Annotated in this window: 14 protein-coding genes; 7 read left to right on the top strand and 7 right to left on the bottom strand. The window is 63.6% G+C overall.

Going from position 1 to position 14,942, the window contains the following annotated elements; genetic code table 11:
* Positions 1-233: 233 nt before the first annotated feature.
* The gene (aspS, locus tag SO140_RS07705) at positions 234-2,006 is read right to left on the bottom strand and encodes an aspartate--tRNA ligase (RefSeq protein ID WP_449378506.1); all 1,773 of its coding nucleotides are present in this window, start codon (positions 2,004-2,006) and stop codon (positions 234-236) included.
* Positions 2,007-2,200: 194 nt separating this feature from the next.
* Between aspS and SO140_RS07710 the strand changes: the two genes are divergently transcribed.
* Complete coding sequence (locus SO140_RS07710; RefSeq protein ID WP_449378507.1) at positions 2,201-3,679, top strand: protein adenylyltransferase SelO; 1,479 nt, start codon at positions 2,201-2,203, stop codon at positions 3,677-3,679.
* Positions 3,680-3,801: 122 nt separating this feature from the next.
* Here the strand turns inward: SO140_RS07710 and SO140_RS07715 are convergent, their stop codons facing one another.
* Entirely contained in the window at positions 3,802-4,311 is a 510-nt protein-coding gene (locus SO140_RS07715) for an REP-associated tyrosine transposase (protein WP_498542401.1), read from the bottom strand.
* Positions 4,312-4,559: 248 nt separating this feature from the next.
* On the opposite strand from SO140_RS07715, the gene SO140_RS07720 reads away from it, so the two are divergent.
* The 5 genes from SO140_RS07720 (at position 4,560) to rnd (ending at position 10,105) form a co-directional block, all read left to right on the top strand.
* On the top strand, positions 4,560-5,411 hold the full coding sequence (locus SO140_RS07720) for a phosphodiesterase (RefSeq protein WP_449378509.1): 852 nt from the start codon (positions 4,560-4,562) through the stop codon (positions 5,409-5,411).
* Between the two features lies 1 nt (position 5,412).
* A complete protein-coding gene (locus SO140_RS07725; RefSeq protein WP_498542402.1) occupies positions 5,413-6,363 on the top strand; it encodes a carbohydrate ABC transporter permease in 951 nt (316 codons plus the stop codon).
* Positions 6,360-7,229, top strand: coding sequence for a carbohydrate ABC transporter permease (locus SO140_RS07730; protein ID WP_449378511.1), 870 nt, complete (start codon positions 6,360-6,362; stop codon positions 7,227-7,229). The genes SO140_RS07725 and SO140_RS07730 overlap by 4 nt, the downstream gene beginning before the upstream one ends.
* 10 nt (positions 7,230-7,239) lie before the next feature.
* Positions 7,240-8,559, top strand: coding sequence for an ABC transporter substrate-binding protein (locus SO140_RS07735; RefSeq protein WP_498539769.1), 1,320 nt, complete (start codon positions 7,240-7,242; stop codon positions 8,557-8,559).
* Positions 8,560-8,956: 397 nt separating this feature from the next.
* Complete coding sequence (gene rnd, locus SO140_RS07740; RefSeq protein WP_449378513.1) at positions 8,957-10,105, top strand: ribonuclease D; 1,149 nt, start codon at positions 8,957-8,959, stop codon at positions 10,103-10,105.
* A gap of 166 nt (positions 10,106-10,271) precedes the next feature.
* Here rnd and SO140_RS07745 read toward each other — a convergent pair whose 3' ends face one another.
* From SO140_RS07745 to SO140_RS07765, 5 genes are all read right to left on the bottom strand, one after another.
* Positions 10,272-11,654, bottom strand: a complete 1,383-nt coding sequence (locus SO140_RS07745) for an aspartate aminotransferase family protein (protein WP_449378514.1) — start codon at positions 11,652-11,654, stop codon at positions 10,272-10,274.
* 146 nt (positions 11,655-11,800) lie between these two features.
* Complete coding sequence (locus SO140_RS07750; protein WP_449378636.1) at positions 11,801-11,983, bottom strand: hypothetical protein; 183 nt, start codon at positions 11,981-11,983, stop codon at positions 11,801-11,803.
* A gap of 26 nt (positions 11,984-12,009) precedes the next feature.
* Positions 12,010-12,573, bottom strand: a complete 564-nt coding sequence (locus tag SO140_RS07755; protein ID WP_449378515.1) for a cysteine hydrolase family protein — start codon at positions 12,571-12,573, stop codon at positions 12,010-12,012.
* 26 nt (positions 12,574-12,599) lie between these two features.
* Complete coding sequence (locus SO140_RS07760; protein ID WP_449378516.1) at positions 12,600-13,220, bottom strand: GNAT family N-acetyltransferase; 621 nt, start codon at positions 13,218-13,220, stop codon at positions 12,600-12,602.
* Positions 13,207-13,824 carry a hypothetical protein gene (locus tag SO140_RS07765; protein WP_449378517.1) on the bottom strand — a complete coding sequence of 206 codons (618 nt, stop codon included), beginning with the start codon at positions 13,822-13,824 and terminating at the stop codon, positions 13,207-13,209. The genes SO140_RS07760 and SO140_RS07765 overlap by 14 nt, the downstream gene beginning before the upstream one ends.
* Before the next feature lie 65 nt (positions 13,825-13,889).
* On the opposite strand from SO140_RS07765, the gene SO140_RS07770 reads away from it, so the two are divergent.
* Positions 13,890-14,933 carry a LysR family transcriptional regulator gene (locus SO140_RS07770; RefSeq protein ID WP_449378518.1) on the top strand — a complete coding sequence of 348 codons (1,044 nt, stop codon included), beginning with the start codon at positions 13,890-13,892 and terminating at the stop codon, positions 14,931-14,933.
* Positions 14,934-14,942 lie beyond the last annotated feature (9 nt).

Below are 14,942 nucleotides of genomic sequence, written 5' to 3' on the forward strand. Positions count from 1 at the left end.
GCGCGCGCCATCTTCACACTCCAACGGTCGGGACGAAGAGCTGGCCTGCAATCGAACAAAGAGCTGACCAACCACCTTGACACACCAACTCCCCATGTGAGCAATCCAGAATATTCCCGCGGTGGGACTCTGGATTGCTTCGCTGCGCTCGCAATGACGATGTGGATGCAGCCTCTCCCCGCATCCGCCTTCGCTGACGCTTCGGCGGGACAAGCGCGGGAAGAGGCGAAGCATCACTTCTGCGGCAGGTTCACCCGAACGTGGAGCTCGCGGAGCTGCTTGGTCGTGGCTTCCGATGGCGCGCCCATCAGGAGGTCCATGGCCTGCTGGTTCATCGGGAACAGCGAGATCTCGCGCAGGTTCGTCGTGCCGCAGAGCAGCATCACGATGCGGTCGACGCCCGCGGCCATGCCGCCATGCGGCGGCGCGCCGTACTGGAAGGCGCGGTACATTCCGCCAAAACGCTCGACCACTTCCTGCTCGCCATAGCCGGCGATCTCGAACGCCTTCACCATCGCTTCGGGCACATGGTTGCGGATGCCGCCCGAGGCAATCTCGTAGCCGTTGCAGGTGATGTCGTACTGGAAGGCCTTGATGGTCAGAGGATCCTGGCCCTTCAACGCTTCCAGGCCGCCCTGCGGCATCGAGAACGGGTTGTGCGAGAAGTCGACCTTCTTGTCGTCCTCGTTGTACTCGTACATCGGGAAGTCGACGATCCAGGCGAGCTCGAACCGCTCCTTGTCGGTGAGGTTCAACTCCTCGCCGACCCTGTTGCGGGCGAGCCCCGAAAACTTCCAGAACTTGTCGGGATCACCGGCGACGAAGAAGGCGGCATCGCCCTCCTTCACGCCGAGCTGCGCGCGGATCGCAGCCGTGCGTTCCGGCCCGATGTTGTTTGCCAGCGGACCTGCGCCCTCGCCGCCCTCACGCCACATGATGTAGCCGAGGCCGGGCTGGCCCTCGCCCTGCGCCCAGGAGTTCATGCGGTCGCAGAAGGCGCGGCTGCCGCCGCCTGCGGCCGGGATCGCCCAGACCTGGTTCTTGGGGTCTTCGAGCATGCGCGCGAATACCTTGAAGCCGGAGCCGCGGAAGTGCTCGGAGACGTCCTGCATCTCGATGGGGTTGCGCAGGTCCGGCTTGTCGCTGCCGTATTTGCGCAAGGCCTCGGCGAACGGAATCCGCCGCCAGCCCTTCGTCACCGGCTTGCCCTTGGCGAACTCCTCGAACACGCCGGTGATGACAGGCTCCATCGCCGCGAAGACGTCGTCCTGCGTGACAAAACTCATCTCGACGTCGAGCTGGTAGAACTCGCCGGGCAGACGGTCGGCGCGCGGGTCCTCGTCGCGGAAGCAGGGCGCGATCTGGAAGTAGCGGTCGAAGCCCGACATCATCAGCAGCTGCTTGTATTGCTGCGGCGCCTGCGGCAGCGCGTAGAACTTGCCGGGATGGATGCGCGACGGCACCAGGAAGTCGCGCGCGCCTTCCGGCGAGGACGCGGTCAGGATCGGCGTGTTGAACTCGAAGAAGCCCTGCGCCTTCATCCGCTGGCGCATGGAATCGATGATCGCGACGCGCGTCATGATGTTCTGGTGCAGCTTCTCGCGGCGCAGGTCGAGGAAGCGGTATTTCAGGCGAATGTCTTCAGGGTATTCCTGGTCGCCGAACACCGGCAGCGGCAGGTCGCCGGCCGGGCCCAGCACCTCGATCTCGCTGACGTAGACCTCGACCTTGCCGGTCGGCAGGTCGTCATTGTCGGTGCCTTCCGGGCGGCGGCGGGCCTTGCCGTCCATACGCACCACGTATTCCGAGCGCAGCTTCTCGGCCAGCGAGAACGCCGGCGAGTCCGGGTCCACCACGCACTGGGTCAGGCCGTAATGGTCGCGCAGGTCGATGAACAGCACGCCGCCATGGTCGCGGACGCGATGGACCCAGCCGGAAAGGCGGACCGTCTCGCCGATGTGGCTCTCGCGGAGCGCGCCGCATGTATGTGACCGGTAGCGATGCATGGTAGTCCCAAAATGATGTCGGAGGATCGAATCGGACGGCCCAAAAGGCCGATCCGAAGTTGTGGCTGGGTTTACCCGACGAGGCCCGGTGCGGCAACCAAGGGAACGGCCTGTTTTGGGCCCGGAATGCCCATTTTTATACGAGCCTGGCCTGAGCCTTTGCTGACGGGCGTTCCAGCCCTACATTTACGACCATGACCGTCCATTTCCCGTTCCAGAACTCCTATTCGGCGCTGCCGGACACCTTCTTCGCCCGCGTGGCACCGACCCCGGTCGCCGCGCCCCGGCTGATCAAGCTGAACCGGCCGCTTGCCATCCATCTTGGGCTTGATCCGGACCTGCTGGAGACGCCGGAGGGCGCCGAGATCCTGGCCGGCAAGACGGTTCCCGCCGGCGCGGACCCCATCGCCATGGCCTATGCCGGGCACCAGTTCGGGCAGTTCGTGCCCCAGCTCGGGGATGGCCGGGCGATCCTGCTCGGCGAGGTCATCGACAAGGACGGCGTCCGCCGCGACATCCAGCTCAAGGGCTCGGGCCCCACCCCGTTCTCCCGCCGCGGCGACGGCCGTGCCGCGCTCGGGCCAGTGCTGCGCGAGTATGTGGTCAGCGAAGCGATGTACGCCCTGGGCATCCCGACCACGCGCTCGCTTGCCGCCGTCGTCACCGGCGAGCACGTGATCCGCGAGACGGCGCTGCCGGGCGCAGTCCTGACCCGCGTGGCGTCGAGCCACATCCGCGTCGGCACCTTCCAATATTTTGCAGCGCGCCGCGACACCGATGCGATCCGCGCCCTCGCCGACCACGTCATCGACAGGCACTATCCGGAGCTGCGTGGTGCAGAGCGCCCCTATCACGCGCTGCTCGCCGGCGTCGTGGCACGGCAGGCCGACCTCGTCGCGCGCTGGCTGCTGGTCGGCTTCATCCATGGCGTGATGAACACCGACAACACCTCGATCTCGGGCGAGACCATCGATTACGGCCCCTGCGCTTTCATGGACTCCTACGATCCCGCGCAGGTGTTCTCGTCGATCGACGAGATGGGTCGCTACGCCTATGCCAACCAGCCGCGCATCGCACTGTGGAATCTGACGCGGCTCGCCGAATGCCTCTTGCCGCTGTTCTCCGACGATCAGGAGAAGGCGATCGAACAGGCGCAGGACATTCTTGGCGCGTTTCCAGACGCGTTCAGCAAGGCCTATCAGGCAGGCCTGCGCAGGAAGGTTGGACTGTTCACGGAGCGTGACGGCGACGAGGCGCTAATCCAGGACCTGCTGGATGCGATGGCGAAGAACGCTGCCGACTTTGCCCTCACCTTCCGCAAGCTGGGCGACGTAGCGGGCGATGCCGCCGCCGACGAGCATGTCCGCGCGCAGTTCATGGATCCGAGCGCGTTCGACGAGTGGGCCAAACGCTGGCGCGAGCGTCTCGCTTCGGAGCCGCAATCGGCCGCAGAGCGGCAAGCCACCATGCACGCCGTCAATCCCGCCCTCATCCCGCGCAACCATCGCGTCGAAGCGGTGATCCGGGCTGCGGTGGATGACGACAACTACGCACCGTTCGAGGAACTGGTGAAGGTGCTGGCCAAGCCGTACGAGGATCAGCCGGAGTATGCGGCCTATCAGGACCCGCCGCTACCGGACCAGCGCGTGCTGCGGACGTTTTGCGGGACGTGAGAGGCGATTGCAACTTCGTAGGGTGGATTAGCCAAAGGCGTAATCCACCACCTTTCTCACTACGTGGAAACTAAAGAGGTGGGTTACGCTTCGCTAACCCACCCTACGAACTGACGCAGCCATCACATCCGCTCTCCGAACCCTCCGATAGCCTCGGAGTCCCCGCCCCAATCTTCCGGAAACAATCCGGCGCGAACATCGCGGTGAAACGACGAGTACGGCCAATCGCGCACCCTGGAGACGTGCCCGTGCTTTACGGGGTTGTAATAGCAGTATTCGACATGGCGCGCGTAGTCCGCTTCATCGCGGATCAGGTGCTCCCAAAAACGGCGCTGCCAGATGCCACGCTCGTTTCGAGCTGCACGGATAGCGCTCAACCGTTCGTTCGCTGGCAGCGCTTTCGCAAACCGGGTCTTGATCAACCGCCAGCGCACCGAGAAGTCGGAATCGCCCGACGGCAGCTTCAGGACCACGAACGCATTGATGCCGAACGGATGGCTCCGAAACGTTGCGGCGACAGCCTCTCGCAAAGTTTCGATCTGCTCGATTAAAATAGCCTTGCGTCGATCAAGTAGGTTCACCGTGAAGAACCAGCAACCTCCGGGGACGAATGCGCGGCGGTAGTCAGACATCTGCGGCAAGTAGCACAACTTGAAGTTGGCGAACAGGGGTGGATTACGCCTTCGGCTAATCCACCCTACGCAGTGCGTCGTTCAAATACCGCACCGCGAGACGACCCGGTTGACCCCGTCTGCCGTTCTGCCCAACAATTTGTCGCATCGGCAATCATCGTCATCAAACTGAAACACTCGCACTCTAACCGGCTGGCGGGCCGTCTTGCCGGAGGCGACCATCCTCCCAGAGACCTGATACGCGCGCCATGCCTTTCAAATTCATCCACCTCACCGACACGCATCTTGCGGGCCCGGGCCTGAAACTCTACGGCCTCGATCCGCGCGCCCGCCTCGACGCCGCCATCGATGACATCAACACGCACCATGCCGATGCCGCCTTTGCGGTCGTGACCGGCGATCTCACCCATTGGGGTGATGCCGCGGCTTACGCGGATTTCGCCGCTGCGATGGCCCCGCTTGGGATTCCCCACATCGCCATGGTCGGCAATCATGACCGCCGCGTCGCCTGCCTTGACGGGCTCAAGGCGGCGCCCCGCGATCCCAATGGTTTCGTGCAGGGCACGCGCACGACAGAGCACGGCCTGTTCGTCTTCCTCGACACGCTGGACGAGACCAGCGACGCCGGCGAGATGTGCACAAAGCGTCTCGGCTGGCTTGCGGACACGCTTGCCGCCGCGCCCGCAGCGATGCCGTTCCTCATCTTCATGCATCATCCGCCGTTCCCGGTCGGCGTCCACGCGATGGACGAGATCGCGCTGAAGCAGAGCGCTGAATTTGCCGAGGTGATCGCGCCCTATCGCGCGCGTATCCGCCACCTCTTCTTCGGCCATGTGCACCGGCCGATCTCGGGCAGCTACGGCAAGATCCCCTTCTCCACCCTGCGCGGCACCAACCACCAGGTCTGGTTCGAGCTCGATCCGAAGGCCACCAATCATCTCGCAAGCCATGAGCCGCCGGCCTATGGCGTGGTGCTGATCGACCAGGAGAACCTGGTCGTGCACAGCCACGACTTCCTCGACACCAACCTGCGTTTCCCCTTCTCTCCGCCAGAGGGAATGGACGATCGCGACTATGCGCTCAACTTCCCGGCGCGGTGAGATGAGCCTGGCCGAACCAGCACCGCTCGCCGTTACCCGATCAGCACCGCCGCGCCTCAACGTCCTCCAAAGGTTCACCGCCGGCTTCAAGGCCTCGCTTCCGGCCTATCTGCTGCTGTTGCCCTCGCTCATCTTCCTCGCAGCCTTCACCTACGGCGCGGTCGGACGGGTGATCGTCGATGCGCTCTATCAGCGTGCCACGCCGCGGGCGCCGAGCCGCTTCGTCGGGCTGGACAATTTGGCGGCGGTGCTCGCCGACCCCGCTTTCACAGGCGCCGTCGTCAACAATCTCATCTATGCGGTCGGCACCGTGGTGCCGAGCATGGCGCTCGCCTGCCTCTTTGCGCTGGCGCTGTCGCGTACCAATGCGGTGACGAGCGCGCTGCGCGCCGCGCTGTTCCTGCCAGTGCTGATCCCGATGGTCGCCGCCTCCGCGCTGTTCCTGTTCATCTTCCTGCCCAACGTCGGACTGCTCGACTACTATGTCGGCCGCCTGGTTCCGGTGCTGCCCAACTGGCTCGGCAATCCCGACGTCGCGCTGATCGTGATCATGGTAATCACGATCTGGAAAAACGCCGGCTACTACATGCTGTTCTTCCTCGCAGGCCTCCAGGCGGTGCCGGAGGACGCGATGGAAGCCTCCTATCTCGACGGCGCGGGGCCTTGGCAGCGCCTGCGCTACATCATCCTGCCGGAGCTTAAGCCCACCTTCCTGTTCGTCACCGTGATCGCCGGCCTCAATGCCGTGACGCAGGTCGACCATGTCTTCGTCATGACCCAGGGCGGGCCATCGAACGCGACCAATCTCGTGCTGTTCTACATCTACGAGCAGGCGGTCGAGCATTACGACGTCGGGAAGGCCTCGGCAGCAACGCTGCTCTCGCTCGGCGTGCTGATGGGCCTGACGGCGCTGTCCTTCCGGACTCTTGCGAACCGCGAGGGCGGGCCATGAACCCGTTCAAGGGATTGTTCACGCACGCGCCGCTCGCGACCCGCAACGAGATCACGCCAAAGCTCGGATTTGCGCTGGTGGTGCTGCTCGCGCTGGTCTGGCTGATCCCGTTCCTGTGGATGGCAGTGGCAACGCTCCGCCCCGCCTCCGACGGCATCAACGCGATGGCCGAGCTGATGCCGAGCCTGAAACCCACGCTCGACAATATCAAGGATGCCTGGGACATCGGCGATTTCCCGCGCTACTTCCTCAACACCACAATCATCTGCACCGGCATCCTGCTGGTGCAGTTCGTGACCGTGACTCTGGCGGGCTTTGCTTTTGCGCGACTTTCCTTTGCCGGAAAGTCGCTGATCTTCTATCTCTTCCTGCTCCAGCTCATGCTGGTGCCGGTGCTGCTCATCGTGCCGAACCTGACGCTGGTGGCAAAGCTCGGCCTCTACGACACCTTGACCGGTGTGATGATGCCGTTCTTCGCCTCGGCCTTCGGCACCTTCCTGATGCGACAGGCCTTCGAGGCCATCCCGACCGAGCTTGAGGATGCAGCCCTGATCGACGGCGCCGGCGTGTTCGCGCGCATCCGCCACATCTACGTGCCGCTGTCGCTGCCGAGCTTTTCGGCCTTCGCCATCGTCTCCGTAACGAGCCATTGGAACGACTTCCTCTGGCCGCTGATGGTGATCAACTCGCCGGACAAGCGCCCGCTGACCGTCGGGCTTTCCGTCTTCACCAAGACCGCCGAAGGCACTCAGGCCTGGGGCACCATTGCCGCCGGCACCCTGATCGTGATCGCGCCGCTGCTCGTCACCTTCCTGATCTTCCAGAAGCGCTTCATCAGCTCTTTCGTCACCTCAGGCATCAAATAGGAGATTTTCGATGCTGCTCTCCCGCCGGCTTGCGCTCGGCCTCACCATCGCAGGCGCCCTCGCCTTTCCAGCCTTTGCCGAAGGCCCGACCGAGATCGACTTGTTCTTCCCCGTCCCCGTCGACGGCAAGCTCGCCCGCGACATGGGCACCATGATCAAGGAGTTCAACGAGACCCATCCCGAGGTCAAGGCGACCGCGGTCTATACCGGCTCCTATGACGACACGCTGATCAAGACGCGCGCCGCGATCAAGGCCGGCAAGCCGCCGGCGGCCGTGATCATGTCGGCGAACTTCCTCCTGGACATGCAGATCGAGAACGAGCTCACCAATCTCGATTCCCTGATCGCCGCCGACGGCACCACCAAGGCGCAATTCCTCGGCCAGTTCTTCCCCGCACTGCACGGCAACGCCGTGATCAACCGCTCGGTCTATGGCGTGCCGTTCCACAACTCGACGCCGCTGCTCTACATCAACGCCGAGCACGCCAAGGAAGCGGGGCTCGATCCCGACAAGCCACCGCAGACTTGGGCCGAGGTCACCGACTGGGCCAAGAAGCTCACCAAGCGCGAGGGCGACAAGGTCACGCGCTGGGGCATCGAGATTCCCTGCGCCTATGACTATTGCGGCTGGATGATGGAGACGCTCACCATGTCCAATGGCGGGCGTTACTACAACGAGGAGTTCGGCGGCGAAGTCTATTACGACACGCCGTCGATGCTCGGCGCGCTCTCCTGGTGGAACGACCTCATCGCCAAGCACAAGGTGCATCCGCCGGGCGCAACGCCAGGCCCGGCCGTGAGCACTGCCTTCATCTCCGGGAACGCCTCGATGATGATGCTCTCGACGGGCTCGCTCACTTACGTGCGCGACAACGCCAAATTCCCCTACAAGGTCGCGTTCATCCCGCGCAACGTCCGCAACGCCGTGCCGATCGGCGGTGCCTCGCTGATCATCCCGGCGGGCCTCGAAGCCGACAAGCAGAAGGCGGCCTGGACGCTGATCAAGTGGATGACCTCGCCGGAGAAGAGCGGCTGGTGGAGCCGTGCCACGGGCTATTTCGCCCCGAACATGGCCGCCTACAAGACGCCGGAGATGCTCGACTTCCTCGGCAAGAATCCGGACGCGAAGACGGCGGTCGACCAGCTCGACGTCGCAAAGCCCTGGTTCGCGACCTACAAGACCGTGCCGGTCCGCAAGACCCTCGAGGACGAGGTGATGCTGGTCCTGAACGGCAAGAAGCAGCCGAAGGATGCGCTCGCCGCCGCCCAGAAGGCCGCCGACGAGCTGCTCAAGCCCTACAACGCCGAGACGGCGTTGAAGCTGCCGTAAGGTCAAACGGGCGCTCCGGCAAACGGAGCGCCCGTTAACCTCCCGTCCACCATTCGGCCCGCCCCGGCGCCGGTAACCACGACAATTAACAGACCGTCAATTCGGCCCCGACAAATCTACGGATCTTTCGGGGAGTTGGCCGTGGATCTGTTGGTTTTCGAGTTTCTGGGACTGGCGATGCTCGCCATGTGCGTGGTCGTGGTGGCACTGCCCTGCGGGCGAAAGCCGTCGCAACGGATCCGGTACGAGTAGGATTTCGCGTCCGCGACCTGCGGATTGGCCCGTCCGCGGTCGGCAGGGGCGATTCCGGCCGAAATCAAGCTCCGAATTCGTTCCAACCCCCTTGACATCACAGCACTTTCGGCAGAACGGCTGATGTACGTGTCATGGGCCGTTCATGGATCTGATTACCACCACCGCTGACCTAGCCGCTGCCTGCAGCCGGCTGGCCGAGCATCCCGTCATTACCGTCGATACCGAGTTCCTGCGCGAGACCACCTACTACCCGCTCCTGTGCGTGGTGCAGATGGCGAGCCCCAAGGAGGCCGTGGTCATCGATGCCCTCGCCGAGGGCATCGACCTCAAACCCTTCTTCGAGCTGATGGGCAACGAGAAGGTCCTGAAGGTCTTCCACGCCGCCCGCCAGGACATCGAGATCATCTGGCACCAGGCCAACATCATCCCGCATCCAGTGTTCGACACCCAGGTCGCGGCCATGGTGCTCGGCTATGGCGACAGCATCGCCTATGACCAGCTCGTCGAGAAGGTCACCGGCCATCGGCCGGACAAGACCCATCGCTTCACCGACTGGTCGCGCCGGCCGCTGACGAAGGAGCAGATGCACTATGCGGTCTCCGACGTCACACACCTGCGCGAGGTGTTCGCCGCGCTCGATGCCGACCTGAAGAAGCGCCGCCGCAGCGAATGGGTCTCCATCGAGATGGAGATCCTGACCTCACCCCGCACCTACGACTTCCATCCCGAGCGCGCCTGGGAGCGGCTCAAGACGCGGGTGCGCAAGCCGAAGGATCTGGCGGTGCTAATGGAGGTCGCGGCCTGGCGCGAGCAGGAAGCGCAAAGCCGCGACGTGCCGCGCGGCCGCGTGCTGCGTGACGACGCGATCAGCGACATCGCGACCCACGCGCCGACCACGCTGGAAAAGCTTGCCCATCTGCGCTCGGTGCCGAAGGGTTTTGAAAAATCCAGGTGGGGCGCGGACATCATCGCCGCGGTCGAGCGCGGGCTGGCGCGCGACCTCTCGAAGCTGCCGAAGCTGGAGAAGCCGCGCAACAATTCCAACGGCGCGGCGATCGTCGAGCTGCTGAAGGTGTTGCTGCGCATGACCGCGGAGCGCCATGCTGTGGCGAGCAAGGTAATTGCGACCGTCGACGATCTCGAAGAGATCGCAGCCGATGACGAGGCCGACGTGCCCGCGCTGCGCGGCTGGCGCCGCGAGCTGTTCGGCGACGCCGCCCTGAAGTTGAAGCACGGCCAGCTCGCGCTTGCGATCGACAAGGGCCGCGTGGTCGGTGTCAGCCGGGCGTAATAGCCCGCAATCTCTCCCCAGGGTCGTCCTGGCGAAAGCCAGGACCCATTACCCAGGGAGGAGTTTGACGAAGACTCGTCGTTCGATACTCGTGCCACCCGCTATCGTCACGCGGTATGGGTCCTGGCTTTCGCCAGGACGACACCGAAAGTGTGACAAGCGCCCCTCAAGCCGGCGTCAGCTTTGCAGCCTCCGCCTTCATGTCGTCCAGCACGCCCGCGATGGTGCCGACCAGCTCGTCGATCTGGGCCTTGGTGACGATCAGCGGCGGGCAGATGGCGATGGCGTCGAGCATGTTGCGCGAGATGACGCCGCGCTCCTGGAGCATGCGCGCCGCGATGCCGCCGACGGCGCCCGGCGTGCTTGCTGCCGTCTTGCGCTGCTTGTCGAGCACGAGTTCGATCGCGGCGATCATGCCGACGCCGCGGATTTCGCCGACCAGCGGATGGCTCGAAAGCTCACCCAGCCGCGCCTGCAGATGGGCTCCCGCCTCCGCAGCATACGCGACCAGGCCGCGCTCCTCGATGATCTTGAGGTTTTCCAGCGCGACCGCCGCGCCGACCGGATGACCGCCTGCCGTGAAGCCGTGGCCGAGGACGCCGATCTTGTTGCTCTCGTCCGCGATCGGCTCGAACATCCGGTCATTCATCAGTACCGCCGAGAACGGGAAATAACTCGAGGTGATCTGCTTGGAGAGGACGATCGCATCTGGCTTGATGTTGTAGGTGTCGCAGCCGAACATCTTGCCGGTGCGGCCGAAGCCGCAAATGACCTCGTCGGCGACGAGCAGGATGTCATACTTCTTCAGGACCTGTTGGACCTTGTCCCAATAGGTCGCGGGAGGAACGATCACGCCGCCTGCCCCCATCACCGGCTCGCCGAAAAAGGCCGCGATGGTGTCCGGACCTTCCCTCACGATCAGCGCTTCCAGCTCCTCGGCGCGCCGCGTCGCAAAGGCTTCCTCGCTCTCGCCGGGCTGGCCGTCCTTGTAGAAATGCGGTGAGCCCGTATGCAGGATATTCGGCAACGGAAGATCGAAGGAGCGGTGATTGTTCGGCAGGCCGGTGAGGCTTGCGGAGGCGATCGTGACGCCGTGATAGGCGCGCATGCGGCTGATCACCTTCTTGCGCTGCGACTGTCCGAGGGCGTTCGAACGATAAGCGATCAGCTTCAGCACCGTGTCATTGGCCTCTGAGCCGGAGTTGGTGAAGAACACCTTGCTCATCGGTACCGGCGCGAGGGCAACGAGCTTCTCGGCGAGATCGATCGAGGGCCCATGCGATTTCGCGGAGAACACGTGGTAGAATGGCAGGGCCTGCATCTGCCGGTACGCAGCCTCGACCAGCCGCTTCTCGTTGAAGCCGAGCCCGACGCTCCACAGGCCGGCCATCGCCTCGAAATAGCGCTTGCCCGCGGCGTCGAAGACATAGGGCCCCTCGCCGCGCTCGATCACCAGCGGGCCATTCTGCTGATGGGTGCGCGCGTTGGTATAGGGATGAAGCTGGAAGGCCACATCGCGGGCTTCTTGCGAATTGGGCAGCATGGTCATCATATCATTCCTTCAGCCTTCGGCTCGCGTCAAAACGGAGCTCGTCTGTCGACGGCGTCGTCACTTGGCTATTGCGACACGTCACAACTTGCAACGTCAATTCGTCGGCAGCACGGCTGCGTTGCAGGAAACAGTAAAGTGCCGGTTCAGGCAGCTCCGTCATCGTCGCTGCCATCCGAGGCAGCCTCGGCCGCCTCGCGCGCCTCGACAAGCGCCATTGAGAGCAGATAGACGGTCGTCGACAGGCCGAGCCGGCGCGCGACTTCAAGGGCGCGCGACAGATCGCCAACCAGACCTTCCAGCTCTTGCCCCCGGGACAATGTCGTCAATCACCCTCGTCGCGGGCCGCGCCCGTCTATACCGCGATGGCGCCGGTGGTCCTGATGAGCTCGGCGCTGGGGCGAAGAGTAGCAAAATTACTGATCACGTTCACCACCGACTGCTTGTAGTCGGCTGCGTCGCCATGGCCCGGATGGCGGCAGGCGACCGCGTCAGTGACAACCTGGTAACGATGGCTCCGGTGAAACCCGTCGACCACTGTCGCCAAAATCGTCTCGTCGAGCGAAAAGCCGAGCAACACGCAGCGGATATTTCGGATGTTCGCGCTGTAGTCCGCGAACCGCGCGGAACTGTAGGCTGACGGCAGAGGATGCTCAAACGTCATCTCCCCGGGGCGCGGCCTCAGCTCAACAATCCAATCGGTCAGCTTGGATGCCGGATTGAACCAGGCGGCCTGCGCAATGCGCTTGATGTGCATCACCGGCCAGAGATTGTCGCGCCACAGCGTCAACAACTCCAGGCAGCGCGAGGTCGTGGCGTCGCCGTCGAGAATGACATGGCGACGCCCGGGTGTCAGATATTCGACCTGCAGATCGGCGCAAACCAGGATCGGCGGATCGTCGTGAATGGAGTCCGGCATTTTTCTGTTCGTAGCTGCACCAATTTTTAGCGCTGGGTCATCGAGACGTTACGCAGTGGCGATGTCACCGCCCGTCCCGCCGAGGCATCGAGCACTCCCGGCCGATCCCAATCGCCCTCGGGGCGGATGATCACGTAAGGATCACTGTCCAGCGTGATCGCGTCCGGTCCCGGCTCGATCTCGAGCACCATCTCGGTATAGGAAAAATCCGAGAAGGTGATCTTGCGATTGTGGCCCAGCGGCTTGGCGCCGAAATGGGCCCAGAAGTCCACCAGCCGGTCCTGCGCCTGCCCATAGATCTTGCGGAAGCCCTTGCGCTTCACATAGTCGACGCTCGCCTGCACGAGCTTGAACGACACGCGCGAGCGACGGTACTGGTGGCGCACCGCGAGCCGCTCGACCTTGGCGAACTCGCCGAAGAAGCGAACCCGCAGGCAGCCGGCGGGCTCGTTGCCGATGAAGCCGATGAAATGTGCGGCGACCAAATCGTTGCCGTCGAACTCTTCCTCGAAAGGACAATCCTGCTCGGCGAGATAGACCGCCGATCGGATGGCAGTGACCAGCATGAGATCGCTGGGATCACGCGCGATGCGGATCGTGATGGCGCGCGAGTCGGGTTTGGCTAAAGGAATTCTAGTGCCGTGCATCTGCAAGACTCCCTGCTTCAATCATCACGCCCCGCCTGCGTATGGGCAGTCGATTCCATGGCCGCTCGTAACACCAGAGGTCGGGCTGAAAGCTCGCGATAGGCTCAAAACCCGTCGCTTTCATGATGTCGCGTCCTGCCGCCGTCGACGGCTGCGCGAAACAATCGGCGCTTCGTAACCGCGGCTGCCGCAGATGCGCAGCCGCCTTGCCTAGACCGGCAATCCCGCGGCCGGTGGTCGCGATAGCCCAGATGTAGGTGGCCGAGACCTCCTCGTCGCCAGATGCGAGATGCCGGATGTCGGGCCTGGTCAGGCAGATCTCGTCGAGCAGCAGCGCGTCATGGCCGCGCTCATTGAGAAACAGGAAGGCCATGCCTCCGACCAGCGCGCCGTTCCGCGTGAACGTCAGAAGACATTGAGAATCGAAGGTGAAATAGCGTGCTAGTTCCTGCTCGCCGATCCGCACGCCGGGGACTAACCGGTGCGCCATGTCGGCAAGTGCAGCAATTTCGGAAAATTGCGCACAATGGACATCGATGTCTGGGCTGAGCGGCAGCGCGTCAAATTCATGCCTTGCGGCGAAGGAGCCCCTTTCCATACCCATCCCACCCCTCTATCGTTTGGTTCGTCCCGTTAGGGTGAGGAGCTTAGCGGGTAAGGAACAGGTGTATGCAGCAACTATTGCACCGGGGTGCTGCGATGACGCAGCACCGCAGCGATGAGCCCCTGGATGCATCCTGGGACGATTTGAAGCTGTTTTTAGCTTGCGCGAAATATAAAAGTTTCCGCAACGCCGCTGAGGAGCTCGGCCTCACGTCAACGACGCTGATGCGCCGGATCGACCGGCTCGAAGAGAGCATCGGCTGCAAGCTGTTCCTGCGCGACCAGAGCGGATTGACGCTGAGCGACGAAGGCACGGCGATGATCTCCGATGTCACGTTGATGGAGCGTTACGCCTTCAATGTATTTCGCCGCGCCTCGCGTAGCTCGAGCGACGCAACGGGCACCGTGCGCGTCGCAGTCACGGAAGGGCCCGGCAATTTCTGGATACTGCCGCGGCTGATCGACTTCCAGAAGACCTATCGCAAGATCACCGTCGACCTGCGCTGCGCGATGGAGCAGGCCGATGTTGCGCGCCTGGAGTCCGATATTGCGATCCAGCTGGAGCCGCCCACCAATCCGGATCTGATCGTGGCCAAGCTTGGCCGGCTGCACATCTATCCTTTCGTCTCGAAGGATTACGAGAGCCTGCACGGCGTGCCTGGCACGCTTGCCGAGTTGCCGAACCATCGGATCATCAAGCAGAATGCACCGCAGGTCGACGACACGGCTTATGCCCGCATCCTGGGGCTCAAGTCGCTCGAGGGCATCGTCGGAATCAAGACCAACTCGTCGGTCGGCGTGCTCTATGCAGTGGAACGCGGCGCCGGCATCGGCTTTCTGCCCACGGTGTCGATCGCACTCGGCGCGCCGCTCGTCGCCGTCGATCTCGGCGTCAGTCACCACGCCGATCTCTGGCTCACCTATCACAAGGAATTCCGCGCCTCCGAACGGCACAAGATCGTGGTCGAGTGGCTGAAGAAGATCTTCGATCCGCGCACCTATCCCTGCTTCCGCGACGAGTTCATCCACCCGAACGCGCTGGTGCCGATGATGGCGGCGGTCCGGGAGAGCTTTGGCCTGATGGGCTATGTTGCGGCGGCGCCAACCTGATCGGCGGCG

The organism is Bradyrhizobium sp. UFLA05-108, from assembly GCF_059803455.1.